Source organism: Kitasatospora sp. NPDC018619, from assembly GCF_044391605.1.
Taxonomy (GTDB): Bacteria; Actinomycetota; Actinomycetes; order Streptomycetales; family Streptomycetaceae; genus Kitasatospora.
In genome coordinates, this window is the sequence record NZ_JBISAI010000024.1 from 1 (window position 1) to 26,641 (window position 26,641).

Annotated in this window: 22 protein-coding genes; 13 read left to right on the top strand and 9 right to left on the bottom strand. The window is 75.4% G+C overall.

Going from position 1 to position 26,641, the window contains the following annotated elements; all coding sequences use genetic code 11:
- Positions 1-480 precede the first annotated feature (480 nt).
- Positions 481-1,770 carry an MFS transporter gene (locus ACH5AR_RS29270; RefSeq protein ID WP_396304615.1) on the top strand — a complete coding sequence of 430 codons (1,290 nt, stop codon included), beginning with the start codon at positions 481-483 and terminating at the stop codon, positions 1,768-1,770.
- A gap of 52 nt (positions 1,771-1,822) precedes the next feature.
- Here the strand turns inward: ACH5AR_RS29270 and ACH5AR_RS29275 are convergent, their stop codons facing one another.
- Positions 1,823-2,359: a GNAT family N-acetyltransferase gene (locus tag ACH5AR_RS29275; RefSeq protein WP_396304537.1), complete on the bottom strand. Its 537-nt coding sequence runs from the start codon at positions 2,357-2,359 to the stop codon at positions 1,823-1,825.
- A gap of 44 nt (positions 2,360-2,403) precedes the next feature.
- On the opposite strand from ACH5AR_RS29275, the gene thpR reads away from it, so the two are divergent.
- Positions 2,404-3,015 (top strand): RNA 2',3'-cyclic phosphodiesterase, encoded by a 612-nt coding sequence (thpR, locus tag ACH5AR_RS29280; protein ID WP_396304538.1) that lies wholly within the window; start codon positions 2,404-2,406, stop codon positions 3,013-3,015.
- A 264-nt stretch (positions 3,016-3,279) separates the two neighbouring features.
- Here the strand turns inward: thpR and serC are convergent, their stop codons facing one another.
- Complete coding sequence (serC, locus tag ACH5AR_RS29285) at positions 3,280-4,398, bottom strand: phosphoserine transaminase (RefSeq protein ID WP_396304539.1); 1,119 nt, start codon at positions 4,396-4,398, stop codon at positions 3,280-3,282.
- A 172-nt stretch (positions 4,399-4,570) separates the two neighbouring features.
- The gene (locus ACH5AR_RS29290; protein ID WP_396304540.1) at positions 4,571-5,671 is read right to left on the bottom strand and encodes a citrate synthase 2; all 1,101 of its coding nucleotides are present in this window, start codon (positions 5,669-5,671) and stop codon (positions 4,571-4,573) included.
- Between the two features lie 427 nt (positions 5,672-6,098).
- Here ACH5AR_RS29290 and pdxH point away from each other — a divergent pair, with 427 nt between their 5' ends.
- The 9 genes from pdxH to ACH5AR_RS29335 all read left to right on the top strand — a co-directional run bounded on the left by pdxH (position 6,099) and on the right by ACH5AR_RS29335 (position 19,114).
- Positions 6,099-6,731 carry a pyridoxamine 5'-phosphate oxidase gene (pdxH, locus tag ACH5AR_RS29295; RefSeq protein WP_396304616.1) on the top strand — a complete coding sequence of 211 codons (633 nt, stop codon included), beginning with the start codon at positions 6,099-6,101 and terminating at the stop codon, positions 6,729-6,731.
- Positions 6,732-6,875: 144 nt separating this feature from the next.
- Positions 6,876-7,067: an FxSxx-COOH cyclophane-containing RiPP peptide gene (gene fxsA, locus ACH5AR_RS29300; protein WP_396304541.1), complete on the top strand. Its 192-nt coding sequence runs from the start codon at positions 6,876-6,878 to the stop codon at positions 7,065-7,067.
- A 202-nt stretch (positions 7,068-7,269) separates the two neighbouring features.
- Complete coding sequence (locus tag ACH5AR_RS29305) at positions 7,270-8,682, top strand: TIR-like protein FxsC (RefSeq protein ID WP_396304542.1); 1,413 nt, start codon at positions 7,270-7,272, stop codon at positions 8,680-8,682.
- Entirely contained in the window at positions 8,672-12,685 is a 4,014-nt protein-coding gene (gene fxsT / locus ACH5AR_RS29310; RefSeq protein WP_396304543.1) for an FxSxx-COOH system tetratricopeptide repeat protein, read from the top strand. Before ACH5AR_RS29305 ends, fxsT begins: the two co-directional genes overlap by 11 nt.
- A gap of 35 nt (positions 12,686-12,720) precedes the next feature.
- Positions 12,721-13,890 carry an FxsB family cyclophane-forming radical SAM/SPASM peptide maturase gene (locus ACH5AR_RS29315; RefSeq protein WP_396304544.1) on the top strand — a complete coding sequence of 390 codons (1,170 nt, stop codon included), beginning with the start codon at positions 12,721-12,723 and terminating at the stop codon, positions 13,888-13,890.
- Between the two features lie 202 nt (positions 13,891-14,092).
- Positions 14,093-15,256, top strand: a complete 1,164-nt coding sequence (locus ACH5AR_RS29320; protein ID WP_396304545.1) for an aKG-HExxH-type peptide beta-hydroxylase — start codon at positions 14,093-14,095, stop codon at positions 15,254-15,256.
- A gap of 314 nt (positions 15,257-15,570) precedes the next feature.
- Entirely contained in the window at positions 15,571-15,756 is a 186-nt protein-coding gene (locus ACH5AR_RS29325; protein WP_396304546.1) for a hypothetical protein, read from the top strand.
- A gap of 79 nt (positions 15,757-15,835) precedes the next feature.
- Positions 15,836-18,241, top strand: a complete 2,406-nt coding sequence (locus ACH5AR_RS29330) for an FxsB family cyclophane-forming radical SAM/SPASM peptide maturase (RefSeq protein ID WP_396304547.1) — start codon at positions 15,836-15,838, stop codon at positions 18,239-18,241.
- Positions 18,242-18,400: 159 nt separating this feature from the next.
- Entirely contained in the window at positions 18,401-19,114 is a 714-nt protein-coding gene (locus ACH5AR_RS29335; RefSeq protein ID WP_396304548.1) for an aminoglycoside N(3)-acetyltransferase, read from the top strand.
- Between the two features lie 75 nt (positions 19,115-19,189).
- Here the strand turns inward: ACH5AR_RS29335 and ACH5AR_RS29340 are convergent, their stop codons facing one another.
- Entirely contained in the window at positions 19,190-19,762 is a 573-nt protein-coding gene (locus ACH5AR_RS29340; RefSeq protein ID WP_396304549.1) for a TetR/AcrR family transcriptional regulator, read from the bottom strand.
- Between the two features lie 240 nt (positions 19,763-20,002).
- Here ACH5AR_RS29340 and ACH5AR_RS29345 point away from each other — a divergent pair, with 240 nt between their 5' ends.
- Positions 20,003-20,308, top strand: a complete 306-nt coding sequence (locus ACH5AR_RS29345; RefSeq protein WP_396304550.1) for a carboxymuconolactone decarboxylase family protein — start codon at positions 20,003-20,005, stop codon at positions 20,306-20,308.
- A 119-nt stretch (positions 20,309-20,427) separates the two neighbouring features.
- Here ACH5AR_RS29345 and ACH5AR_RS29350 read toward each other — a convergent pair whose 3' ends face one another.
- Positions 20,428-21,909: an MFS transporter gene (locus tag ACH5AR_RS29350; RefSeq protein WP_396304551.1), complete on the bottom strand. Its 1,482-nt coding sequence runs from the start codon at positions 21,907-21,909 to the stop codon at positions 20,428-20,430.
- A 77-nt stretch (positions 21,910-21,986) separates the two neighbouring features.
- Between ACH5AR_RS29350 and ACH5AR_RS29355 the strand changes: the two genes are divergently transcribed.
- Positions 21,987-22,382 (top strand): MarR family winged helix-turn-helix transcriptional regulator, encoded by a 396-nt coding sequence (locus ACH5AR_RS29355; protein ID WP_396304552.1) that lies wholly within the window; start codon positions 21,987-21,989, stop codon positions 22,380-22,382.
- 10 nt (positions 22,383-22,392) lie between these two features.
- Here the strand turns inward: ACH5AR_RS29355 and ACH5AR_RS29360 are convergent, their stop codons facing one another.
- Genes ACH5AR_RS29360 through ACH5AR_RS29375 form a run of 4 tightly spaced genes read right to left on the bottom strand, consistent with a single transcriptional unit; the run spans position 22,393 to position 26,526 of the window.
- Positions 22,393-23,451 (bottom strand): TauD/TfdA family dioxygenase, encoded by a 1,059-nt coding sequence (locus ACH5AR_RS29360; protein ID WP_396304553.1) that lies wholly within the window; start codon positions 23,449-23,451, stop codon positions 22,393-22,395.
- Positions 23,448-24,446, bottom strand: coding sequence for a ThiF family adenylyltransferase (locus tag ACH5AR_RS29365; protein ID WP_396304554.1), 999 nt, complete (start codon positions 24,444-24,446; stop codon positions 23,448-23,450). Before ACH5AR_RS29365 ends, ACH5AR_RS29360 begins: the two co-directional genes overlap by 4 nt.
- Positions 24,443-25,318, bottom strand: coding sequence for a hypothetical protein (locus tag ACH5AR_RS29370; protein WP_396304555.1), 876 nt, complete (start codon positions 25,316-25,318; stop codon positions 24,443-24,445). Before ACH5AR_RS29370 ends, ACH5AR_RS29365 begins: the two co-directional genes overlap by 4 nt.
- Positions 25,315-26,526, bottom strand: coding sequence for an acyl-CoA dehydrogenase family protein (locus ACH5AR_RS29375; RefSeq protein ID WP_396304556.1), 1,212 nt, complete (start codon positions 26,524-26,526; stop codon positions 25,315-25,317). Before ACH5AR_RS29375 ends, ACH5AR_RS29370 begins: the two co-directional genes overlap by 4 nt.
- Positions 26,527-26,641 lie beyond the last annotated feature (115 nt).

A 26,641-nucleotide genomic window follows, 5' to 3' on the forward strand; every position in this document is an offset into this window, starting at 1 on the left:
ACCGCCCCGGCGCGGCCGCCCCGACGGGCCTCCGGCCTCCGCCGGGGCCCCCCCCCCCCCCCGGGCCCCCCCCCCCCCCCCCCCCCCCCCCCCCCCCCCCCCCCCCCCCCCCCCCCCCCCCCCCCCCCCCCCCCCCCCCCCCCCCCCCCCCCGCCCCCCCCCCCCCCCCCCCCCCCCCCCCCCCCCCCCCCCCCCCCCCGCCGCGCGCCCCCCCCCCCCCCCCCCCCCCCGCCACGAGGGGAGACCACCGTGACACCGCCGGCCGCAGCCAGCGCCGCCGCCATCCGCACCGACGAACCGACCACCGACCCCGCCGCGGCCAGTGCCGCGGCCGCCGACGCCCAGGCCCCCGCCCCCACGGGACTGCCCGGCAGCGGCGACGACGACCCCGACGAACGCACCGCGGCGGACCCCGCCGCCCAGCGCCGCACCCACGCGGCAGCGTCCCCGACCGGCGCCCGCTTCACCCGGCCCGGAGGGATGTTCTCCTCCCTGCGCGTTCGCAACTACCGCTACTACTTCGCCGGCCAGGTGGTGTCCAACACCGGCACCTGGATGCAGCGGATCGCCCAGGACTGGCTCGTGCTGAGCCTCACCGGCAGCCCGCTCGCGGTCGGCATCACCACCGCCATGCAGTTCCTGCCGATGCTGCTGCTCGGCCTGTTCGGCGGCGTGCTCGCGGACCGGATGCCCAAGCGCCGGCTGCTGATCTACACCCAGGGCGCGATGGGCCTGCTGGCCGCCGGCCTCGCGGTGCTGACCGTCGGCGGCGTGGTGACGCCGTACTACGTGTACGCCTTCGCCCTGCTGCTCGGCCTGGTCACCGTGGTGGACAACCCGACCCGGCAGGCGTTCGTCTCCGAGATGGTCGGCCCCAAGGACCTCGCCAACGCCGTCAGTCTGAACGCCGCCAACTTCCAGACCGCCCGGCTGGTCGGCCCCGCCGTCGCGGGCCTGCTGATCGCCGCGGTCGGCAGCGGCTGGGCGTTCGCCGTCAACGCGCTCTCCTTCGCCGCCGTGATCGGCGGGCTGCTCGCGATGCGGGAGAGCGAGCTGCGCCCGACCGAGCCGATCGCCCGTGAGAAGGGGCAGCTGCGCGAGGGCCTGCGGTACGTGCGGGAGCGGCCCGAGCTGCTCTGGCCGATGGTGCTGGCCGGGTTCATCGGCACCTTCGGCTTCAACTTCCCGACGCTGCTCTCCGGCTTCGCGTACGACACCTTCAAGGTGGGCGCCGGCCAGTACGGCCTGCTCAACACCGCGATGGCGGTCGGCTCGCTGGCCGGCGCGCTGCTCGCCGCCCGCCGGGGCGCCCCGCGGCTGCGCCGACTGGTCGGTGCGGCGCTGGCCTTCGGCCTGCTGGAGGTGGTCGCCGCGTTCGCGCCCGACTACTGGACCTTCGCGCTGCTGCTGGTGCTGGTCGGGGTCTTCGGACTGAGCTTCAACACCTCGGTCAACTCCTCGCTGCAACTGGCCACCGACCCGGAGATGCGCGGCCGGGTGATGGGCCTGCTGGTGCTGGTCTTCACCGGCGGCACGCCGATCGGCGCCCCGATCGTCGGCTGGGTGACGGCCTCCTACGGGCCCCGGCTCGGCCTGCTGGCCTGCGGGCTGGTGTCCGCGGCGGCGGCCGTCGCGGTCGGCCTGGTGCTGGCCCGCAGTGCGGACCTGCGGGTGCGGTTCGACCTGCACCCGGGCCGCGGCGGCCGGGTGGTGGCCTTCGTGCCGCGCACCGGCGCGGCGGCCAAGCCGGAGCTGGCCACCGCCTGCTGACGCCGCCGGCGGCGCGCCGGGCCCCGGGAGGCGCCCCGGGGCCGTGGCGGGGTCAGAGCCGGATGGCGAGGACCTGGCCCGGCCAGACGTCGCCGTCCGGCCGCTGGACCTCGAAGCCCTCGGTCTCGGTGAAGCCGAGCGCCCGGTACTGGGCGACCAGCCGGCGGTCGGCGCCGGCGTAGCAGTCCACCCGGAGCAGGCCGATGCCGCGCCGACGGGCCTGCGCCACCGCGTCGGCGATCAGCGCGGCGCCGATGCCGGAGCCCTTGCGGCCGCGGTCGGTGACCAGGTTGCGGACGAACAGCTCGCGCTCGGCCACGGCGGGGACGTGCGCGCCGCGCTCCTCGGACAGCACGCAGGAGCCGACCGTCCGGCCCTGCCCGTCCACGGCGAGGCGGATCAGGAACGGCTCGGCGGCGTACTTCGCGACGTGCTCCGACCGGGCCGGGTCGGTGCTGAAGGGCTGGTCGCCCCACTGGCCGGTGCGGCCGCGGGCGGCCAGCCAGGCCACGGCGCCGTCGAGCAGGGCGAGGATGTCGGGGACGTCCTCGGGGCCGCCGGTGCGGATCTCCAGGCTGGAATCGATCATGGATCCGTTCTATCCCGGACCGGCGTGCGCGGGAAGATGGGTCCATGAGGTTGTTCGTGGCGGTGCTGCCGCCGGCCGGGGCGCTGCAGGGGCTCGCCGACGCGCTCGCGCCGGTGCGGGAGCTGCCCGGGGCGGAACGGCTGCGCTGGACCGGCGTCGACGGCTGGCACCTGACCCTGGCCTTCCTGGGCGAGGTGCCGGCCGAGCGGCTGCCGGAGCTGGAGGCGGGGCTGGCCGCCGTCGCCGCCGTCCACCCGGTGCACCGGCTGCGGATCGCGGGCGCGGGGCGGTTCGGCGACCGGGTGCTCTGGGCCGGTGTCGAGGGGCAGGCGTGGGCGCTGCGGCGGCTGGCCGAGGCCGTCGCCGGGGCCGCCGCCGAGGTCACCGGGGCGAGCGACGGCTTCCCCTTCCACCCGCACCTCACGCTGGCCCGGGCGGGCTCCTCGCGCGGCCACCGGCGGGCCGTGCGCAGGCTCGCGGCGGCCGAGCTGGACGGCCTGGTGGCGGCGCTGGCCGACTACCGGGGGCCCGAGTGGGAGGCCGCCCGGCTGCACCTGGTCCGCAGCGACCAGGGCGGCGGACCGGTGCACTACGAGTCGCTGCGCTCCTGGGCGCTGGCGGACTGGGGCCCAGGCCCCGGGACGAGTCCGGGGTGAGCCGGAGGTACGCTCGTTGACCGTGGATCCCAAGACTCGTATGCGCATCGTCTCCGGCACCCTGGTGCTGATGCTGGTCGTCGTGCTGATCAGTTCGCTGGTCGGCCGCTAGCGGCCCCGCGGCCCACCGGCGAGGCCCTGCGGCCACGCAGCCGCGCGGCCACCCGCTCCGCGGCCACCGGCTCGGCGGCCACCGGCTCCCGGAACGGCGAGAGGGCCACCGCCCGTCGGCGGTGGCCCTCGGCCGTGTCCTGGGGCGCCGGGTCAGAGCTGCTCGACCACGTAGTCGATGCAGTGGGTGAGCGCCTCGACGTCCGCCGGGTCGATCGCCGGGAACATCGCGATGCGCAGCTGGTTGCGGCCCAGCTTGCGGTACGGCTCGGTGTCCACGATGCCGTTGGCGCGCAGCGCCTTGGCCACCGCGGCGGCGTCCACCGACTCGTCGAAGTCGATGGTGCCGACCACCTGGGAGCGCTCGGCCGGGTTCGCCACGAAGGGCGTGGCGTAGGCGGACTTCTCGGCCCAGGAGTACAGCCGGGACGAGGAGTCGGCGGTACGGGCGACGGCCCAGTCCAGCCCGCCGTTGCCGTTCATCCAGTCCAGCTGGTCGGCCAGCAGGAAGAGGGTGGAGAGCGACGGCGTGTTGTACGTCTGGTCCTTCGACGAGTTGTCGATGGCCGTCGGCAGCGAGAAGAACGGCGGGATGTAGCGGCCGGAGGCGGCGATCCCGGCGGCGCGCTCCAGGGCGGCCGGGGAGAAGGTGGCCAGCCACAGGCCGCCCTCGGAGGCGAAGGACTTCTGCGGGGCGAAGTAGTAGACGTCCGTCTCGGCGATGTCCACCGGCAGGCCGCCCGCGCCCGAGGTGGCGTCCACCAGGACCAGCGAGCCCTCGTCGGCGCCGGCCGGGCGGGCGATCGGCATCGCGACGCCGGTCGAGGTCTCGTTGTGGGTGAGCGCGTAGACGTCCACGCCGGCCTCGGCGGCCGGCAGCGGGTGGGTGCCCGGGGCGCTCTTGATCACGGTCGGCTCACCGAGCCACGGCGCGGCCTTGACCGAGGAGGCGAACTTCGAGGAGAACTCGCCGAAGTCCAGGTGCTGGGACTTCTCCCGTACCAGGCCGAAGGCGGCGATGTCCCAGAAGGCGGTGGAGCCGCCGTTGCCGAGGACGACCTGGTAGCCGTCCGGCAGCGAGAACAGGCTGCTCACGCCCTCGCGGACGCGCTTGACCACGTTCTTGACCGGGGCCTGGCGGTGTGAGGTGCCGAGCAGGGAGGTCTGGGTGGCGGCGAGGGCACTCAGGGCCTCGGGGCGCACCTTGGACGGTCCGCAGCCGAAACGGCCGTCTGCGGGCTTGATGTCAGCGGGGATCTGGATCTGAGCCACGCGCGCAGCCTACCGGCCGGAGGTTCCGCGGGGTACGGCCGTCCGCCCGCTGAGACCGTGGTCACGGCTCCGGGCGGGCCGGGCGCGGCCGCGCGACAGCGGGCCCGGCCGGAGCCGGACCCGCTGTTCAGAGGCACTGTCCGGACGCTCGTCCGGTTCCCGGGCGGGGAGGTCAGCCGGTGATGGCGTCCCAGCCCTCGATCTCCTCGGGACGGCGCGGGCCGGGGCCGATGTAGCGCGCGGAGGGGCGCACGAGCCGGCCCGTGCGCTTCTGCTCCAGGATGTGCGCCGACCAGCCCGCGGTGCGCGCGCAGGTGAACATCGAGGTGAACATGTGCGCCGGGACCTCGGCGAAGTCCAGCATGATGGCGGCCCAGAACTCGACGTTGGTGGCCAGCACGCGGTCCGGGCGGCGGTTGTGCAGCTCCTCCAGCGCGGCCTTCTCCAGCGCCTCGGCGACCTCGAAGCGCGGCGCGCCGAGCTCCTTGGCGGTGCGGCGCAGCACCCGGGCGCGCGGGTCCTCGGCGCGGTAGACGCGGTGTCCGAAGCCCATCAGGCGCTCGCCCTTGTCCAGGGCGTTCTTGACCCAGGCGGTGGCGTCGCCGGTGCGCTCGATCTCCTCGATCATGCCGAGCACGCGGGACGGCGCGCCGCCGTGCAGCGGGCCGGACATCGCGCCGACCGCGCCGGAGAGCGCGGCCGCGACGTCGGCGCCGGTGGAGGCGATGACCCGGGCGGTGAAGGTGGAGGCGTTCATGCCGTGCTCGGCGGCCGAGGTCCAGTAGGCGTCGACGGCCTTGACGTGCTTCGGGTCCGGCTCGCCGCGCCAGCGGATCATGAACCGCTCGACGACCGTCTCGGCCTTGTCGATCTCGCTCTGCGGGACCATCGGCAGCCCCTGGCCGCGGGCCGACTGGGCGACGTAGGACAGCGCCATCACGGCGGCCCGGGCGAGGTCGTCGCGGGCCTGCTCGGCGTCGATGTCCAGCAGCGGCTTGAGGCCCCAGACCGGGGCGAGCATGGCGAGCGCGGACTGCACGTCGACCCGGATGTCGCCGGAGTGCACCGGGATCGGGAAGGGCTCGGCGGCCGGCAGGCCGGGGTTGAACTTGCCGTCCACCAGCAGGCCCCAGACGTGGCCGAAGGAGACGTTGCCCACCAGGTCGTCGATGTCGACACCGCGGTACCGCAGGGCGCCGCCTTCACGGTCCGGTTCGGCGATCTCGCTCTCGAACGCGACGACTCCCTCAAGCCCGGGTACGAAGTCGGACATGCGACGGCTCCCTCAGTTCTGTGATCGGCGCTCCGCCGTGGTGGGGCGGCGCGCCCGTGACCGAATGGTGTTTGGCACTCGGTGCCAGAGTGACAGGCACGGGGTGCATTGCGCCATACACCACCGTGGTGATGTTTCCCTTCGGGCGGCGCGGCCCTCCTCCCGCAGGGGCCGCTCGCGCCCCGGCGCGACGGCGACCCGGGGGACCAAACGCCCGGCCCTGGACAATCCCCCGCACGGCGGGCGGCCGATCGGCGGCGGGTCACCTGAACTCCCACCGGGGTTTGTCCGGAGGTGGCGGCGCCCGTTGCTTGTCGTACGGGATGATGTTGGCGTGCAGACCCCGGATCGCGCCCAGTCGACGCCCCCGAGCCCCGCCAACCGGACCCTGGCCGACGAGGCCCGCCCCGGCCCGGACCTCACCGTGATGCGCAAGCACTACAGCCACGAGGGCCTGGTCGAGGAGCAGCTCGCGTCCGAGCCGATCGGCCAGTTCACCCGCTGGTTCCACGAGGCGGACGACGCCGGGGTGGCGGAGCCCAACGCGATGGTGCTCTCCACCGCCGACGCCGAGGGGCGGCCCAGCTCGCGCACCGTCCTGCTCAAGGGCTACGACCTGCGCGGCTTCGTGTTCTTCACCAACTACGGCTCCCGCAAGGGCTCCGAACTGGCCGCCAACCCCCACGCGGGGCTGCTGTTCCCGTGGATCGCGCTGGCCCGCCAGGTGATCGTCCAGGGCCGGGTGGAGAAGGTCGGCCGGGACGAGACCGCCGCCTACTTCCGCACCCGCCCGCACGGCTCCCAGCTGGGCGCCTGGGCCAGCGAGCAGTCCAGCCCGGTCGAGAGCCGCGAGGTCCTCGAACGGCGCTACGCCGAGCTGGAGCGCCGCTACCCGGAGGGCGAGGGCGTGCCCGTCCCGCCGTTCTGGGGCGGGTACCGGGTGGTCCCGCAGAGCATCGAGTTCTGGCAGGGCCGGGAGAACCGGCTGCACGACCGGCTGCGCTACGTCGTCGACCCGTCCGGCCCGGCGGGGTGGCGGGTGGAGCGGCTCTGCCCGTGATCCGTCCGGCCCACCGGCTCCGCGCGGCGCCCGCGCGGAGCTGACGGTACGTCACCCCGCGGGTGTACGATGCCCGTCGCGGACCTGGGTCGATGCACTTCCGGCCGGCAGCCCGCTGTGCCGACACGATCGAGTGAGGGACTGATGGGCGTCACCGGTGCGGAAACCGCCGCTGGACTCGGCTCTGACCTGGTCGACGTCACCGCCCTGCCGCTCGACGGGCTCGACGCCCTGCCCGACACCGTCCTCGGTGACCTGCTGCGCCGGGTGGTCGCGGACGCCCTGACGCCCGGCGCGGAGCCGCTCGCCGCCTTCCAGTCCGCGCTCGACCGGTAGCGCCCCGCCCCGGCGCCCGCGCCCCCGCCGGCGCGCCCCCCCGGGCGCCGGAGCGCTCCCGGCCCGGCGAGTGCGCCTGACCTCCGGCTAAACCGCCCCGGCCCGCGGAATCCCCCAACTCCCCTGCGTCAGCAGTGGAGTTCGCGACATGCTGGGGTATGAAACCAGCGCCGTCGCGGACGTCGGGCACGGGGGGAAAAGGGTGATCGAGCAGGAACAGCACCGGCCGTACTTCTTCTTCAGCTACGCGCGCCGGGACTACGAGGCCGAGGACGCCTTCGTCAACCAGTTCTTCAACGACCTGCGGGACGAACTCGGCCGGCTGGTCGGCACCGGCGTGCGGGTCGAGGAGCTGGCCTACCGGGACACCGAACAGCTGCGCCTGGGCGACGACTGGGCCGAGAAGCTGGCGACGATGCTCGGCCGCAGCCGGACCATGATCGCGCTCTACTCCCCGGCCTACTTCAACAGCCTCTACTGCGGCAAGGAGTGGACGGCCTTCCGCGGCCGGGTCCGGCGCCACCACGAGGACACCGGGGAGCTCATCCCGGCGCTCGTCCCGGTGCTCTGGGAGCCCGTCGAGCCGGGCACCCTCGCCGACGAGGTGAACAAGATCCAGTGGGCCCAGCCGGACATGGGCGAGGCCTACGCCCGGCACGGCCTGCGGGCCCTGCTGCGCACCGCGCAGGCCGGGGCGTACGAGCAGGTCGTCCGGGTGGTCGCGGAGCGGGTCCGGGACGCGGCCGCGCGCCGGCTCGGCGAGCTGCCCGAGTTCGACCTCGGCGCCGTGCGCGGCTACTTCCCCCCGCCGGCCGCGCCGCCGGTGGCCTCCGCCCCCGGGATGGTGCGGCTGTTCATCGCGGCCGGGCGCGCCTCGGACGCCGGCGCCGGGGGCGGCTCCCGGGCGGGCGGCTGGTACGGCGCCAAGCCCTGGCACTGGGCGCCCTACCACCCGCCCACCCAGCCCTCGCTGGCCGCCCGCGCCCAGCAGGTGATCACCGGCGCCGGGCACACCACCACGCTGGAGGAGGTCGACGCCGCCCTCGCCGACAAGCTCGACCAGGCCCGCGAGGACAGCCAGGTCAGCATCCTGCTGGTGGACCCGTGGGTGGCCGGCGCCGACCGCTACCGCTCCGCGCTGCGCGCGTACGACGAGCAGAACCACCCCGTCACCGGCGTGATGGTGCCCACCGGCAGCGACGACCCGGCCGACGGGCCGGGGCGCGACGCGCTCTGGGCGGGCGTGCGTGACGTGTTCCGGCGCAACTGGCTGCGCCGGAGCGACCTGGAGCACTTGTTCCGGGTCAAAGTGAGCCGGGAGAGCTTCGACAACGACCTCACCATCATGGTGACGGTCGCTCAGAACAAGCTCATGGACGACAACCTGGATTGGGGGGACGATGGCGGCGACGCCTTCGGCTTCGGCCCGGGCGGCGGCCCGGACACCGGCCCGGTGATGCCCGGGCTGGCCATCCCGGCCGGCCCGCCGGGGCCCCGCGAGGGGCCGCCCGCACGCGTGGACCGGGGCCTGCCGGGCTCCACGGACCTGCCGCACCAGAGCCGGGGCGAGGACACCGCCGCCCCGCTGAGGGGGGAGACGAACGATGACCACTGAACCCGGCACGGAGCCGGAGCGCGGCGGACCGGGATCGGTCGTCACGTTCTACTCCTTCAAGGGCGGCACCGGCCGCACCATGGCGCTCGCCAACGTCGGCTGGATCCTCGCCAGCCGCGGCCTGCGCGTCCTGGTCGTCGACTGGGACCTGGAGGCCCCCGGCCTCCACCGCTACTACCACCCGCTGCTGGTCGACCCGGAGCTCCACTCCACCGACGGCCTGATCGACCTGCTGCGCTCCTACGTCCGGCAGGCGCTGCCCTCCGCCGCCGGGCCGGTCGGGCAGCCCCCGGCCGTCTGGCTGGACGAGCCCGGCCGCCTGGACGGCTACGTCTGCGGCCTCGCCCTCGACCTGCCACCCGGCGGCCGGCTCGACTTCCTGCCCGCCGGCCGGCAGAACGCCGCCTACGCCCCCGCCGTCACCAGCTTCAACTGGCGCAGCTTCTACCACGGCCGGGACATCCGCGGCGGCGAGTTCCTGCGGGAGCTGCGCGAACGCTGGGCCCGGAGCTACGACTACGTGCTCATCGACAGCCGCACCGGCGTCAGCGACACCTCCGGCATCTGCACCGTCCTGATGCCCGACACCGTGGTCGACTGCTTCACCTTCAGCGCCCAGAACATCCGCGGCGGCGTGGACGCCGCCCGCGCCATCGCCGAGGCGGAGGAACGGGCGATCCGGGTCCTGCCGGTGCCGATGCGGGTCGAGGACGCCGAGCAGGAGCGGCTGGAGGCCGGGCGGGACTACGCCCGCGAGGCCTTCGCCCCGTACCTCGGCCGCTGGCTGTCCGGCGACCGCCGCGCCGCCTACTGGGCCGACGTCGAGGTGCCGTACAAGCCCTTCTACGCCTACGAGGAGGTGCCCGCCACCGTCGCCGACCGGCCGCAGGAGGCCCGCAGCCTGCTCAACGCCTTCGAACGGCTGGCCGGCTGGATCACCGACGGCCGGGTCCGCACCCTGCGCCCGCTCACCGCCGAGACCCGCCGCCGGCTCTACGGCGCCTACCTGCGCTCCGCCCGCGCGGTGCCGCGCCAGGTGTTCGTCAGCTACGCCCCCGAGGACCGGATGTGGGCCGAGTGGGCCGCCGGGACGCTCACCCGCTTCGGCTACCAGACCTCCCTGCACAGCGCCGCCGAACCGTACACGGGCCCCCGGCCGCCCGAGGTCGCCGGGCCGGTCGACGGCCAGGGCCGGCTGCTCGCGCTGCTCTCGCCGGAGTACACCGCGCTGCCCCGGGCCGCCGAGGTCTGGCAGCTCCTCCAGGGGCGCGAACTGGCCTCCGGCTCCCCGGCGCTGGTCCCCTTCCGGCTCCAGGACCCGGACGAGCCGGTGCCCCGCCCGTTCACCGCGCGGCCGGTGCCCGACCTGGTCCGCTCCTCCGCGGTCGGCGCCGAGGCGCAGCTCTACGCCGAGTTCGGGCCGCCGCCCGGCAGCAACCGCCAACCCGAGAGCGACAGCGGGGAGTTCCTCGCCCCGGCGCGGTTCCCCGGCACCGCCCCGCAGGTCCAGGACGCGCCCTCGCGCAACGCCGCCTTCATCGGCCGCGGCAAGCTGCTGGAACTGCTCCGCAACCGCTTCACCGGCGGGCCCGCGGCCGTGCTCAGCCAGGTGCTCTACGGCTTCGGCGGGGCGGGCAAGTCGCAGATCGCCGCCGAGTACGCGCACCGCTTCAAGGCCGCCTACGACGTGGTCTGGTGGGTGCCCGCCGAGGAGCCCGCCAACATCCCGCAGAAGCTCGCCGAACTCGCCCCCCGGCTCGGCGTGCCCACCAGCGACGACGTCGCCCACACCGCCGCCGCCGTGCTCGACGCGCTGCGCCGCGGCCAGCCGTACCGCCGCTGGCTGCTCGTCTTCGACAACGCCGGCACCCCCGAGGAGCTCGCCCCGTGGCAGCCGGCCGGCTCCTCCGGCGGGCACGTGCTGATCACCTCCCGCAACCAGGGCTGGGCCCGGCACGCCGGCCTGGTCGAGGTCGACGTCTTCCTGCGCGAGGAGAGCGTCCGGCTGCTGCGCCGCTTCAACAGCGGCCTCTCCTCGGAGGACGCCGACCAGGTCGCGCACCGCCTCGGCGACCTCCCGCTCGCCGTCGGCCAGGCCGCCGTCTGGCTCCAGGAGACCTCGATGCCGATCGCGACCTACCTCGAACTGCTCGACGAAGAGCTCACCGAGATGCTCGAACGCACCCGGTTGCGCGCCGCCGACTACCCCCACTCGGCCGCGGCGACCTGGCGCATCTCGGTCGAGGAGCTGCGCCGGATGAACGCCCCGGCCGCCCAGATCCTGGAGATCTGCGCCTTCTTCGGCCCGGACGCCATCCCGATGCGGCTGCTCTACAGCCGGGCCGTCACCCGCGCCCTGCGGCTGCCCCCGCGGGCACCCCGCGACAAGCTCGCGATCGGGGAGTTCCTGCGCGCCATCAACCGGTTCGGGCTCGCCCGCACCGACCAGGGCAGCGAGACCATCACCGTGCACCGGCTCGTCCAGGCGGTGCTGCGCGACCAGGTCGAGGAGGAGCGGCGGGCCGAACTGCGCGGCGTGGTGCACGCCGCGCTCGCCACCGCCAACCCCGGCGACCCGGACGTGCCGGTGAACTGGGCCGAGTACGCCGAACTCCTGCCCCACCTCCAGCCCTCCGGCGCGCTGGACAGCGCCGACGAGGACGTCCGGCAGTGGATCATCGACTCGGTCCGCTACCAGTGGAAGCGCAGCCTGCACGAGTCCGGCCGGGAACTGGCCGAGCGGACGCTGTGGCACTGGCGCCAGGAGGGCTACGGCGGGCCCGGCTTCGACGCCGACAACGACGCCCAGACGCTCATGCTGCGCACCCAGCTCAGCAACATCCGCCGCTCCCAGGGCGCCCTCCAGGAGGCGTACGAGATGGACCGGGACATCCTGGAGCGCTTCACCGCGACGCTGGGCCCGGAGCACTCCCACACCCTCGCCGTCGCCAACAGCCTCGGCGCCGACCTGCGCTTCCTCGGCCGCTACGACGAGGCCCGGGCGCTCGACCGCCGCACCCTGGACGCCGCCCGGCGCACCCTCGGGCCGGACCACCCGCGGACGCTGATGATCACCAACAACCTCGCCGTCTCCGACTACCTGGCCGGGGACCGCCGGGCCGCCCTGGAACGGCACCGCAGCAACTACCTCCAGCAGCGCGACGCGCTCGGCGCGCACAGCCTGTACGCGCTCTCCTCGGCCTCCAACTACGCCCGCGACCTGCGCGAGACCGGGCGCCTGCGGGAGGCGCTGGACCTGCTGGAGGAGACCGTCCGGATCTACCAGCAGACCATCGGCGACGGCCACACCGACACCCTGCGCGCCCGCAAGAACCTGGCCGTGGCACTGCGCCGGGCCGGCCGCTACCACGAGGCCCTGGAGATCGACGAGGACATCTACCAGCGCTACCTGGACATCAACGGCCCCGAGCACCCCGACACCCTGGCCGCCGCCACCAACCTGGCCAGCGACCTCAACGCGCTCGGCGACACCGGCCGGGCGATCCCGCTGGCCGAACGGGCGCTGGCGCGGTACCGCGACTACCTGGGCGAGGACCACCCGGTGACGCTGGCCGGCGCCAACAACCTCTCGGTGTACCTGCGGCTGGCGGGGCGCACGGTGGAGGCGCGCGAGCTGTCCGGCCGCACGCTGGCGCAGTTCCGCACCGTCCTCGGCGCGCACCACCTCTACATCCCGATCGCCATGATGAACCACGCCAACGACCTGGCGCTGGCCGGGGAGCTCCGGGCCGCGCTCGAACTGGAGCTGGAGGCCGAGCCGTTGATGACCGCCGCGCTCGGCCAGGACCACTACGACTCGATCGGCATCAACTCCAACCTGGCGCTGTCGCTGGCCGCCCTCGGGTACGCCGAGCGGGCCGCGGAGCTGCGGGCGGAGTGCATCCGGCGGGCCCGGATCACCCTCGGGGAGGAGCACCCGACGACGGTCGCGGTGCGGGCCGGGACGCGGCTGGACTCGGACGTGGAGCCGCCGCACGTGTGACGGCACCTCGGGAACCGTGTTCTAGGCTCACCGTCATGGTGCCGTTCCGGCAGTTCCTGCTCAAGATCCACAGTCGGTGCAACCTGGCCTGCGACTACTGCTACGTGTACGAGGGCGCGGACCAGAGCTGGCGCGGACGGCCGCGGCGGATGGAGCTCGCCACCGCCCGCCGCACCGCCCGGCGGATCGACGAGCACGCCGCCGAGCACGGGCTGGACGAGGTGTCCGTGGTGCTGCACGGCGGGGAGCCGCTGCTCGTCGGCGCGGCCCACCTGGACGCGCTGCTGGGCGAGTTGGCGGGCATCCGGCCCCGGGTGCGGTTCACCGTGCAGACCAACGGGCTGCGGCTGCTGGAGGAACCGGCGCTGCTCGACGTGCTGCACCGGTACCGGGTCGCGGTCGGGGTCTCGCTGGACGGCACCCGGGCCGGCCACGACCGGCACCGCCGGCTGCCCTCCGGCGCGGGCAGCTGGGCGCGCACCGCCGAGGCGGTCCGGCTGCTGGGCTCCGAGCCGCACCGGGGGCTGTTCGCCGGGCTGCTGTGCGTCGTCGACCTGCTCGCCGACCCGGTGGAGACCTACGAGGCGCTGCTGGAGTTCGCGCCGCCCCGGCTCGACCTGCTGCTGCCGCACGGGACCTGGCGGGAGCCGCCGCCGGGCCTCCCGCCGCGGCCGGTGCCGCAGGCGCCGCCCTCGGGCGGCCGGCCGGCGCCGTACGGGGAGTGGCTGGTCGCCGCCTTCGACCGCTGGTTCGACGCGCCGCGCCGGGAGACCGGGGTGCGGCTGTTCGAGGAGCTGGCGGTGCTGCTGCTCGGCGGGCGGGCGGCCAGCGAGGCGGTCGGGCTGGCGCCCGTCGACCTGGTGGTGGTCGAGGCGGACGGGGCCGTCGAGCAGGCGGACAGCCTCAAGGCGGCCTACGACGGCGCCCCGGGGACCGGCCTGGACGTCTGGCGGCACGGCTTCGGGCCGGCGGGCGCGCACCCGGCCTTCCGCGCCCGCCAGCGCGGCCTGGCGGGCCTCGGGCCGGTCTGCGCCGGCTGCCCGCTGGCCCGGGTCTGCGGCGGGGGCCTGTACGCGCACCGGTACGCGGGGGACGGCTTCGGGCACCCGTCGGTGTACTGCGCGGACCTGGACCGGCTGATCCGGCACATCGCGCGGCGCCTGCGGGCGGGGGTCGCGGAGCTGGCGCGGCCGGCGCGGGACTGAGCCGGCGCGGAACCGAGGGGGCCCGCCGGCGGGGGAGCGGATGCCCGGGCGCACGGCCGGGGTGCGCGTCCGGCTCACCCGTCCGGGTGAGGCCCGGCCGCCGTCCGGCTGATCCGCCCGGGCGCGGGGAGACCGGGGGCGGGCCCGGCGGGTTGGGGGTTGGGCCGGCCGACCGGGCCGGCGGGCGCACGGAGGAGGAGCGGTGGCGGGTACGGGCGAGGCGGCGGTGGCGGCCGGGGTGCCGGGGGCGCGGGGGGCGGAGGGGGCGGACGGGGCGGACGGGCTGCCCCGGCACGGGGTGGACCGGGCGACGTTCCGGGCGATCGCGGGCGCGCGCGGCGGGCCGGAGGCCGTCCGGCTGCTGCGCGCCGGGCAGGTGAGCAAGCGGGCGCTGCTGCTGCTGGCGCTGCGCCGGGCGGTGCCGGAGCACGACGGCTACCGGGAGGCGTACGCCCGGGTGCGGGCGCTGCGGCAGGGCGACCGGGCGCGGTGGGAGGAGGTGCTGCTGCGGCCCGAACTGGACGCCTGGGCGGCGGACTGCCTGCGCGGTGCGGCGGAGGGCGGGCCCGTCCCGCTCGACGGGCTGGCCGGGTTCCTCCGCCCGGCTCCGGGCCCGAGGCTCGCGCTGGAGTGCGACGGGCTGCGCTGGGAGCCGTCCGTCGACCACGCCGGACCGCGCCGGGTGGACTACGGGCACCCGCCGGCCGGCCCGCTCTCCGAGGCCGAACTCCTGCGCTGGGAGCGGTGCCTGGCCGAGGCCTGGGAGATCCTGGTGCGGCGCCACCGCCACCACGCGGCGGCCGTCGCGGCCTGCGTGACCACCGTCGTACCGCTGCGGCCCGCCCCCGGCGGGGAGACGGTCAGCGCGGCCGCCCGGCGGGCGTACGGCGCGGTGGCGGCCTCGCTGCCGGGCGATCCGGTGCTGCTGGCGCTGGCCCTGGTGCACGAGTTCCTGCACGTCCAACTCGGCGCCCTGCTGGACCTGGTGCCGCTGCACCGCCCCAACGGCCCGGCGGTCTACCACGCTCCCTGGCGGCCCGACCCGCGGCCGGCCGGGGCGCTGCTCCAGGGGGCGTACGCGCACCTGGGGGTGGCGGACTTCTGGCGGGCGGAAGCGGGCGCTCCGGTGGGCGCGGGAGCGGGCGGCCGCGGCCGTGCGCGGGGGGAGTTCGTCCGGTGGCGGGCGCACACCCTGGGGGCCGGGCGGACGCTCCTGGAGTGCGGCGAACTGACCGACACCGGGCGGGAGTTCACCACCGAGCTGGTGCGGGCCGTCCGGGCGCTCGGAGCGGGCGGCGGGCGGGGGGAGCAGGGGGAGCGAGGGGGGTCCAAGGAGCCGGGGGAGCCCGGCGCGCCGGGGGAATGAATCCGGAGCGCCGGAGGCTTGGCCGGATGGGGCGGTTGTCCGGGGGCTCCGCGGGGCACTCCCGGGGTGGGCCCCGGCCAGCGGTCCGCACCCTCCCCCGGCGACGCGCTTCGGCGTGCGCCACGGCGGAGCGCGCGACCGCTGAACGGGTGAATTCCAGGGGGCCGATGCGCCGTCGTGCGACGTCGGCAGCCCGGGGAGCCCCACGCGACTCCACAAGGTGCCGCGCGGAGTCCCCGCGGGCACTACATTGGTCGCAACCGGGTGGGCCTACCCACCCTCGGCAGGTCCTAACCGCGCCTAAGGAAACGAACATGACTCCGGTAACCAGCACCAGGCCGGCCGGCACCCTCACTGATCCTCAGGAGACGCCGGAACGCCCCTCCCTCGCCGACCTCGCCGCGCTCGGCGCGGAGGAACTCGCCGCCCGCCTCCAGCGCGCGCTCCCGGGCGCGGACTCCGGCCTCGTGCCGGTCGCCGCGTTCAACTCCTCGATCTGAGCCGTCAACTCCTCGATCCGGCCCGGCCCGCGCACCCGGGCGCAGACCGGACCGGGCCGAACCGAACAGTCCCGGACCCATGACGACGTCGATCCCGCTGCCGCTGACGCAGTTCGTGGTCAAGATGCACAGCAGGTGCGATCTGGCCTGCGACCACTGCTACGTCTACGAGCACGCGGACAGCAGTTGGCGCTCCCGGCCGAAGGTCATCGCGGACGGGATCCTGGCCAAGGCCGCCGAACGCATCGGCGAGCACGCGGCTGCCCACCGGCTGCCCGCCGTCCGGGTCGTCCTGCACGGGGGAGAACCCCTGCTCGCCGGCCCGGACCGGCTGCGCCGCGCCGCCGAGGCGCTCCGGGCGGCGCTCCCGTCCGGCTGCGCGCTCGACCTGCGGATCCACACCAACGGCGTGCTGCTGAACCGGGAATTCTGCGCGCTCTTCGCGGAGCAGGGGATCAGGGTCGGCGTCTCGCTGGACGGCGACCGGGCCGCCAACGACCGCCACCGGCGGTTCGCCGACGGTCGCAGCAGCCACCCGCAGGTGCTCCGGGCCGTCGCGCTGCTGGACGAGCCCGCCTTCCGGCACCTGTTCCTCGGGCTGCTGTGCACGGTGGACGTCGAGAACGACCCCGGCGCCGTCTACCGGGCGCTGGCCGAACTCCGCCCGCCCGCGGTGGACTTCCTGCTCCCGCACGCCACCTGGGACGACCCGCCCAAGCGCCCCGCCGGCTCGGGCACCACCCCGTACGCCGACTGGCTGCTGACCGTCCACCGGCTGTGGGAGGCGGACGGTCGGCCGTTCGCCGTGCGGACCTTCGAATCCGTGCACCGCACCCTGCGGGGGCTCTCCAGCCTCACCGAGTCGCTCGGCCTGGAGCCCTCCGACCTGGCGGTCCTGGAGACCGACGGGACCTTCGAGCAGGCCGACAGCCTGAAGACCGCGTACGACGGCGCACCCGCCACCGGGATGGACGTCTTCGCGCACAGCCTCGACGACCTCGCCCGCCACCCCGGCATCGCCGCCCGCCAGTCCGGCCTGGCCGGACTGAGCGAGGCCTGCCGGGCCTGCTCCGTGGTCCGCTCCTGCGGCGGCGGGCTGTACGCCCACCGCTATCGGAGCGACGATGGAGCAGGCAGCTTCGACCATCCCTCCGTCTACTGCGGTGATCTCATGACGTTCATCAACGGCATTGCGGGGAGCGGGAGTCCGGTCGGCGTTCCGGCGCAGGCGGCCGAGGCCCCCCGGCCCGGCGGCGGGCCGCTGCTGCCCGGCGGGCTCAGCCCGGCGCAACTCGACGAGCTCGCACGCGGATACGGGAGCGGTCAGACCGTCGCCGCGCTCGGCCGCTCCCAACTCGCCCTCACCCGCGCCATGCTGGCCGCCGCCTGGGACGCCTCCGGGCAGGGGCGGGCCGGGGCGTGGGCCCTGCTCGCGGAGCTCGACACGGCGGCCCCGGCCGCGGTGGACGCCGTGCTGGCCCACCCGTACGCGCGTGCCTGGGCGGCCCGCCGGCTCGCCGGGGACCTCCCGGTCGGCCTCGGCGGGCTCGCCGCGCTCGCCGCCGCCGCCGCGGTACGGGCGGGCCGGGGCGACGCGGTGGCGGTGCCCGTCCGGGGCGGGTGGCTGCACCTGCCGACGCTCGGCCGCCTCGCCGTACCCGACGGCGAGGCGGTCGTCACCGGCCGGGCGGACGGCTTCGAGGTCCGGGCGGCCGACGGCTCGGTGCGCACCGTGCTGGACGAACCGCTGCGGCGGGTGCGGCCGGCCGACGGCTGGACGGTCGCGCTGGAGGACGCCGACCCGCTGCGCGACAGCCACGACCACCCCGTCGCGGACCGGCTGTCCGACGGCGAACTGCTGGCCTGGACGGGCGCGTTGCGCGAGGCCTGGGAGCTGCTCGGGCGGGACCTGCCCGGGTACGCGGAGGGCATCCGGGCCGGCCTGACGACGGTCACCCCGCTGCGGCCCGGCCCGGCCGGCCGGGACGTCAGCTCGGCGGCCCGGCAGGCGTACGGCGCCGTCGCCATCGCCCGGCCGGCCACCGCGCCGACCCTCGCCCTGCTGCTCGCCCACGAGTTCCAGCACGTCAAGCTCGGCGCCGTGCTCGACCTGACGGACCTGTACGACCGGGCCGACACCGCGCTGTACCTCGCCCCCTGGCGGCCCGACCCCCGGCCGCTCGAAGGGCTGTTCCAGGGCACCTACGCCCACCTGGCCGTCACCGAGTACTGGGGCACCCGCACCCTCGCGTACGACGGACTGCCGGGCACGGCCGCCGACCGGGCGCGCGAACAGTTCGCCCTCTGGCGGCGGTACACCGCCGAGGCCGTGGAGCGGCTGGCGTCGTCCGGGGCCCTGACCGGCGCCGGCTCGCGCTTCGCCGACGGCATGCGTGCCACCCTGGCACCCTGGCTCGCCCTGCCGCTGCCCGCCGCCGCCGAACGGGCGGCCGACCGGGTCCGGCGGGAACGCGCCGGGGTCTGACGTCCCCCACTCGCGCCGCCCCGGGTCCAGCCCGCCCGGGGCCCTCAACCCCGGGGAAACGCCATCCTCACCGAACCCCGCGCCGGCGGCCTCGCCGTCGCCTCCCCCCGCCACCCCCTCGTCCCCGACCTCGCCGGCCTCGGGGTCCGACCGGGCACGGTGCTGCACGTCCAGGCATCGTTGCGCGCCCTCGGACCGGTGCCGGGCGGAGCGGCCGGCGTGGTCCGGGCCCTGCTCGAACTCCTGGGCCCCGACGGCACGCTGGTCGCCTACACCGCCACGCCCGAGAACTCCGCCAGCTCCCGCCTCCACCAGTCCGCCATCGCCGGTCTCTCCCCGGCGGAGGTGGCCGACCACCTCGCCCGGATGCCCCGCTTCGACCCGGCCACCACCCCGGCCTCGCCCTCCATGGGGGCGCTGTCGGAGGCCGTCCGCTCGTGGCCGGGCGCGCTGCGCAGCCGCCACCCCCAGACCTCCTGGGCGGCCGTCGGCCGGCACGCCCGGGAGATCACCGCCCACCACCCGCTGACCTCCCACCTCGGCCCGGAGTCGCCGCTCGGGCGGCTCTACGACCTGGACGCCCGGGTGCTGATGCTCGGCGTCCCGATGGACCGGTTCACCGGCTTCCACCTGGCCGACCTCCGGCTGCCCGACGTGGCCGTGCGCGAGTACCGCTGCGTCGGGGAGGACGGCTGGACGGCCTTCCTGGCGCCCGACCTGGACGACCTGCACTTCGGCCCGCTCGGCGGCGAGGTGCTGCGCGCCGCCCGCGGCATCACCAGCGCCCGCATCGGTACGGCCGACTGCCGGCTCGTGCCGCTGCGCGAGGCGGTCGACCTCGCGGAGGCCGTCCTGCGCGGCGACCGCGCCTGACAGCCGCCCGTTCCCGGCGCCGCCCCGCCCCTGGCCCCGCCCCGGCCAGGGGCCCGGGGGTGCCCGGGGGGCCCGTCAGGCCCTGAAGCCGTCCGCGAGGAGGCGGAGCCTGGCGAGCAGGGCGTCGGCCAGCGGGTAGGAGGCGTCGGCGGCCAGCCAGCGGCTCAGGGTCGTGACGCAGAGGTCGAACACCAGGTCGGCGAGGGCGCACGGGTTCAGGCCCAGTCGGATCTCGCCCTGTTCGTGCCCCCGGAGCGCGGCGGCGACGAACGCCCGCGGCGCCGTGGTGCCGAGGCCGAAGGCGGCGTGCAGCACTCCGCTGTCGTGCAGCTCCTTCGCCAGCGCGCACTCCCGCTCGTTGAGCTCCGCGAGGGTGCGCAGTGCGCTCGCGAGCGCTTCGACGGCGCCGGTCCGCGTCTCCTCGTGCCGGTCCAGCACCTCGTGCCACTGCTGGACCCAGGCGGTGACGAAGTCCTCCTTGCGGAGGAAGTGGTTGAAGGCCCTCTGGCGTCCCACGTCCGCGCGGCGGGCGATGCGGTCGTACGTGGTGGCCGCGTACCCCTGGGTGGCGAACAGCTCCAGTGCCGCGGTCAGCAGCCGCTCCCGGGTCGCGGTGCGGCGCTGGTCGTGTCGGGTCGTCGAGGTCACCCCGGAAGATCGCGGCGCTCGCCGGGCGCGTGCGGGCCCCGCGGCCGCCCCTGTTCGCCGGGGGCGCCGGGCCGCTGGAGGGCCGCCCGGTGCTCGACGTCCTGGCCACCGTCGGCCACCACCCCGACCTGCTGGTCGCCTCGCGCCCCTGCCGGCCCAGCTCAACCAAAGCCTGCTGCCGTTCCGTGAACGGGAGTTGGCCGTGCTCCGCACCGCGCACCGCACCGGTTCGACGTACGAGTGGGGGAGCACCACGTCCGCCTCGGCGCCGCGGCCGGGCTGACCGGGCCCGAGACCGCCCGCGTCCAGGAGGGGCCGGAGCACCCGGACTGGTCGGAGGCGGACCGCACCCGGCTGCGGGCCGTCGACGAACTGCACGACGGGCACGCGCTCGCCCCGGACACCTGGCAGGCGCTGGTCGAGCGGTACTCCGAGGCGCAGGTGCTGGAACTCCTGGCGCTGGTCGGGACGTACGGGACGATCGCCGGCATCCTCAACTCCTGCCGCGTCCCGCTGGAGGGCTGGCTGGCCGGCGCGACCGCGTGACCGGCCGCGCCCCGCAGGAGCGGTGCCGGGGCGACGGGAACCGCCCGACCGAAGGGGGGACGGTCGGGCGGTTCCGGGGGCCGGTCCGGCCCGGGGAGGGTGGTCTCGGGAGTCCGTGGTCAGGACTCCGTGGTACCGGCCGGTCCGGCGGCGGCGCGGGTCAGCCGGTGCAGGCCCAGGGCGATGCAGGCGGCGACGGCCGCGCAGATCGCGACGGCGAGGAAGCCGTGGCCGACGCCGGTGGTCATGGCGTCCGCCGCGGTCGCGCCGGAGGACAGCTCGCCGTCCGTGGAGGTGGCCAGGATGGTGCCGATCACCGCGATGCCGAGGGCGGCGCCGCTCTCGTTGAAGGTGTTCAGCAGGCCGGAGCCGACGCCCGACTCCTCGGGGCGGACGTGTGCGGTGCCGACCCCGTAGAGGGGGACGAAGCAGGTGGGCAGGCCGGCTCCGATGACGGTCAGCGCGATGATGGCGACGACGGTGCTGGACGGTCCGGTGACCAGCACGGCGGCACCGGCGATCTGGGTGAGCGCGCCGATCAGGTAGGTCAGGCCCGGGCCGACGGCGCCGATCAGGTTGGGCACGACGGAGGCGAAGACCAGCGCGGCCAGGCCCATCGGCAGCATCGAGAGGCCGGTGGCGAAGGCGCTCATGTCGTGCGCGCCCTGGAAGTAGTTGCTGGCCAGGTAGGAGCTGCCCATCATGACGATCGCGGCGAGCAGCAGGCCGAGGCTGCTGAGCCAGTAGGTCGGGATGCGCAGCAGGTGCAGCGGGAGCAGCGGGTCGGACTTGCCCAGCTCGGAGCGGGCGACGCCGGCGAGCAGGAGCACGGACAGGCCGATGCCTGCCCAGGCGGTGGCGGAGGTCATGCCGTCGTGCAGCCGGATCAGGCCGAAGGACAGGCTGGCCAGGCCGGCGGTGGCGAAGAAGGCGGTGGGCAGGCGCAGCGGGCGGCGCTCCGCGGAGCGCATGGCGGGCAGGCTGCGCAGTCCGATGACGGCGGAGGCGAGGCTGATCGGGATGTTGATCAGGAAGGCCCAGCGCCAGCTGACGGCCGAGACGATCAGGCCGCCGAGGACGGCGCCGAGGATGGCGCCGATCACGCCGAGGCCGCTCCAGGTGGCGAGGGCGGCCTTGCGCTGGTCCTCGTTCTGGTAGACCGTCACCACGATCGAGAGGGCGGCGGCGGAGAGCACCGCGGCGCCCAGGCCCTGGAGCACGCGGCCGGCGATCAGCAGCTCCTGGTTGCCGGCGAGGCCGCACAGCACGGAGGCGACCGCGAAGGTGGCCAGGCCGGTCAGGAAGGAGCGGCGCCGTCCGATGACGTCGGCGACCCGGCCGCCGAAGAGCAGCAGGCTGCCGTACATGAGGATGTAGGCGCTGATCGTCCACTGGAGGGCGGTCTGGTCGGCGGGGAGCTGGGAGCCGATCGAGGGCAGCGCCACGTTCACGACCGTCGAGTCCAGCATGACCATCAGCTGGGCCACGCCGACGGCGGCCATCGGCATCCAGGAGGTTTTGGGGGGTTCGGGGGCCTGCCCCTGGGTCGTCCCTCGGTCGTTCTCCTGCTTGGCGTCCACGAGTGAGATTGCCTCAGTCATCGGTTCTCCTTTCCGGGGCAACAAGATACATGCGCATGAATCGACATGCCAGGGGGGTCGGATCTAGACTTCGGAGCGTGGCGAACACTCCTCTTGCCGATCGGTGGCTGTCCCTGGTGCGCGTCTGCGCGCAGATGAACCAGAGGATCGAGCACACCCTGTCCGACGAGTTCGATCTCTGCGTGACGGCGTACGAGATCATGGAGGTGCTCTGGGCGGAGGGGGACTGGGTCCGCCCGGGGGAGGTCAGTACCCGCACCTCGCGCAGCCAGCCCCAGGTGTCCCGGATGGTGGCGCAGATGGTCGATGCGGAGTACGTGGACCGCCGGCCCTCCCCGGGTGACGGCCGCGGCTACCAGATCCGGCTCACCGCCACGGGGCGGGAGGTCTTCCGGAGGGCGGCCGCGACCGTCGACGGAGAGCTGGCGCGGATCGTCGGCGAGAGCGCCGGCGCCCGGCAGTGGCTGGGCTGAGCCCGCGGCGTCAGGCGCCGGCCGTGCCCACCAGCACGCGCTCGGCGCCGGCCTCCAAGGTCACCGGCCGGTGGCTGCGGCCCTGGCCGCCCTGGCCGAGGTGGCCGTTGAGCGGCCGCAGGTCGGTGACCACGAAGGACCGCCGCAGCCAGCGGTCGTTGCCGTCGTAGCGCGGGGTGAAGTCGGTGCGGCCGTGCACCGCGCGGCGGTTGTCCAGGACGATCAGGTCGCCCGGCCGGAGCACCAGCCCCTTGAGCGTGCGGCGCATGGCCGCCTCCAGCCGCTCCAGCGCGGCCCGCGCCCGCGGCGTGGTCGCCTCGGTGGCGTGGAAGTCCACCATGAGGTCCGGGCAGTCGGCCTCGCCGGACAGGACCGGCATCGGCTCGGTCAGCACGCCCACCGAGGCGTCCGGTACGAAGGAGGAGCTGAACCTGGTCCGGAACTCCGGGCGCCGCAGCGCCTCCACCGTCCCGGCGTCCAGCAGCGGCAGGGCGTCGCCGATCCCGCCGCTGACGGTCGCGGCCACCCGGTCGTGGTCCGCGCGCAGGCAGATCAGGCTGAGGAAGTGCGGCGGGTTGGGGTGGAAGCCGTCCTCGGTGTGGAGCTCCAGCAGGACCGAGCCGCTGTTCTCCTGGCGCTGCTCGGCGCCGCGCTTGGGGCAGACGTCCTGGACCAGCCGGCCCTCCTTCTCGTCGCTGTACGAGATGGAGCGGCCGAGCATCGACATCACCATGAGCTGGCTGATCGTCGCCACCGGGACCTCCGACCAGGTCGGCTCGGCCTCGGGCCGGTCCGGGGTGGGGGGAAGCGTGCCGACCGGCAGCCCGGTGAGCAGCAGGCAGCCGGCGGCGTTGCTGCGGTCGCGGAAGGCGATCAGGGCCCGGCGGACCGGGGCGGGCAGCGCGGCGGCCGCGAGCTCGACCGCGTGCAGCAGGCCGGCGTCGTGCAGCGAGTGCCCGCGGAAGTCGAGGGCGAGGTCCAGTGCGGCCCGGGAGATCTGCTCCGACTCCTCGGGAGTCAGTCGGATTCCGGCGGTGCGGATGTCGGCGTAGGCGAAGTCACTGCTCATGGTGCTGTCCTCTCTCTCGAAGGGGCGGCCGCGCGCAGGGCCCGGCGGCGGCGGGCGCGGTAGACCGGTGCGGGGGCGAAGCCGTTCCAGGCCTGCTCGGGCGGCAGCCAGGCGAGGAAGCGGGCCCGCTCCAGGTGGCGGTGGACGTGGTCGACGAGGCGGTGGCCCCTGCTCATCGCGACGTGGTGGACGTCGACGGCGACGGTGCGGGGCAGCGTCCGCCCGGAGACCAGGACGTTGACCATGTGCACCGCCAGGGCGCCGAACTGGGTCGCGGCCTCGGTGAGTTGGGGAACGCTGTAGTCCGGCCGGGCCAGCCCGCGGCGCAGCTCCCGGTACATCTCGCCGGGGATGCGGCCCCGCGGCGCGATCCGGAAGATCACCTCCCAGGTGTCGAGGCGCTCCTCGTCGCCCGGGACGAGCTGGCCGTCGAAGATCTCCCGGACCACCCGGTAGTCGAAGCACTGGGCGGCGAGCATCCCCGCCATGTCCCAGGCCGTCACCAGCGGCTTGCCCTGGCGGCAGGCCTCCCGGTGCAGGCAGATCTTGGCCGCCAGGCCGGAGGGCGTGGTGACGTCGACGCCGTCGACGATGACGTCCGCCTGCTCCACCAGCTCCCGGACGTTGGCCTCGGTGACGCCCTGCGGGACGACCCGGGCGTCGACGTGCGGGTTGATCCCGCGCAGCAGCCCGACGCCGACGGAGGCCTTGTTGCGGCCCAGGTCGTCCACGGTGGCGTTCTGCCGGTTCAGGTTGTTGAGCTCGTACGTGCCCACGTCGGCCAGGACGAAGTGCCGGTAGCCCATCCGTCCGAGCGGCTGCACGGTGGCGCCGCCGATGGAGCCGCAGCCGGCGATCAGCACCCGGGTGCGGCCGATCCGCTCCTGGAGCTCGTCCGGGATCAGGCCCTGGTTGCGCTGGGTCAGGCAGGCGTAGAACTGCGCCTCGTCCAGCTCGCGCGCCTGCGCGGGGGTCTCCACGTCGATCGCGGTCATGACCTGGCCTCCAGGAAGTCGACGAGTCGGGAGCGCACCGAGCCCTCCTGGCCGGAGCCGAGCACGGTCCGCAGGTGGTCCAGCGTGGGCCGCAGCGCCCCGTCGTCCGTGAGGATGAAGGGGTACGAGCGCTCCTGCTGGTCCCACATGGGGGCGAACAGATCGGTGGGGTCCGGCGGGACGGGGGCGACGTCCAGCGTGCGGACCGCGAAGCCCAGCAGGCGCAGCTGGTTGACGGCGCCTTCGAGCTTGCCGTCGCCGACGATCGCGGCGGCCGGGTCGCTGTCCAGCACCTCCAGGCAGCCGGCCGCCCAGGCGAGGTAGACCCACCAGGGGACGCTGACCGCGGCCTGCGAGCGGGGCATCGCGTGGTCGCGGACCAGCCGCTTGCCCTCCCACACCAGGGCCGAGGAGGTCTGCGGGCCGAGGTGCTCGGCCAGCGGGAGGGCGTAGTCCCGCTCGACGACGAACGGCCGGTGGGCCGGGTCGCCGAGCGGGGTGGCGACGTGGTCGCGGGCGGCGGCCAGGGTCCCGTAGCCGCGCAGCAGCCCGGTGGAGCGTTCCAGCACGAGGGTGTGGAAGTCCCGCAGGGCGAACTCGTCGTAGGGCTCGGCCCGCAGCCCGCGCGCGGCCACCGTCGCGGCGTCGACCCAGCCGCGCTGGAGGTACTGCGCCAGGCGGAACCGGTAGACCTGCTCCAGCGCGGGGGCCGGCAGTCGGGCGCCGGCGACGGTCAGGACCAGCAGCCCCTCGGGGCTCACCGCGTGGAAGAGCGGGTCCCCGGTGAGCGACTCCTCCAGGCCCGGCAGGGCGGTGCCGGCGCCGTCGTCCGGGAGCCGGTCGCGGTGGGTGCCGGCGAGCGCGGTGGTCATCGGACCTCCGGGACGTCGAACAGCTCACCGGTGACCACGAGCGCGAGCGCCTCGGGGGAGCCCTCGTAGATCCGCGGCCCGTAGGCGTCCCGCAGCACCCGGTCCATGCCGTCGCCGCGCTGGAAGGCCTGGGCGCCGATCAGGGCCATGGCGGCGTCGGCGTTGTCGATCGCGGCGCGGTCGGCGACCAGCTTGGCGACGGCCGGCTCGTACGCGGGGGTCGGGATGACGTTGTCGGCCTTCACCGCGGCGTCCAGGTAGAGCGCCCGGGAGGCGGAGACGCGCGCGGCCATGTCGGCGAGCTTGCGGGCGGACATCTGGTGCTCGTAGAGCAGCCGTCCGCCCTGCCGGCGGGTGCCGCTCCAGGCGACGGCCCGCTCCAGGGCGTGCCGCGCGATGCCGGTGGCCAGCGACGCGCAGGTCACCCGGGTCACGTTGCCGATCGCCACGTTGAGCTCCCACCCGCCGGCCAGGCCGTTGAGGACGTTCTCCTCGGGGACGCGGGCGTCGGTGAAGACCAGTTCGCCGGCCGGGGCGGTGCGGTAGCCGACCTTGTCGTGGATCTCGCCGCGGGTGACGCCGTCCTGCTCCAGCTCGGTGACGAAGCAGGTCAGGCCGGTGGAGCCGGGCTCGCCCTCCAGGTTGGCCATGACCGTCGCGTACGTCGCCACCGGGGCGTTGGTGATGTAGCGCTTGGTGCCGTTCAGGAGGAACTCGCTGCCGGAGCGCCGCGCCGTGGTCATGTCCTGGGCGTACGGCGCGTTCTGCGGGAGCACCAGGTCGGTGCCGTTGCGCTCCTCGGCGACCGCGTTGCAGGCCAGCACCGGCTCGGGGCCGAGGAACGCCGGCAGGTAGCGCTCCTGGAGGCGGGTGTCGCCGGAGATCAGGATCGGGGTCTGGAACAGGCCGGTCGCGCCGAAGAGCACGGCCATGCCGGGGTCGGCGGCGGCCAGCTCCTCCAGGACGAGCGAGACGGCGATCTGGCTCAGCCCGAGGCCGCCCAGCTCGCGCGGGATCGCCATCCGCAGCAGGCCGATCCCGTGTCCGGCGCGGACGGTCTCCCAGTCCACCTGGCCCTTCTCGATGGCGTCGCGCTCGGCGGCGCCGGGTGCGACCTGGTCCTTGGCGAAGGCGACGACGGTGCGCAGGGCGTCCGCCTCGTGGGCGGCGAGCAGCGGGTGGTCGGCGGGGGAGTGCAGGGCGGGCATGGGTGCTCCTTGTCTGGGGTGGTCGTTCGAAGGGCGCTCGGCCCCGGTGCTCGGCGGCGGGGTGCTCGGCGGCCGGGGTGCCGGGCCGGAGCGCTCGGTGCCCGGGGCGGCGCGG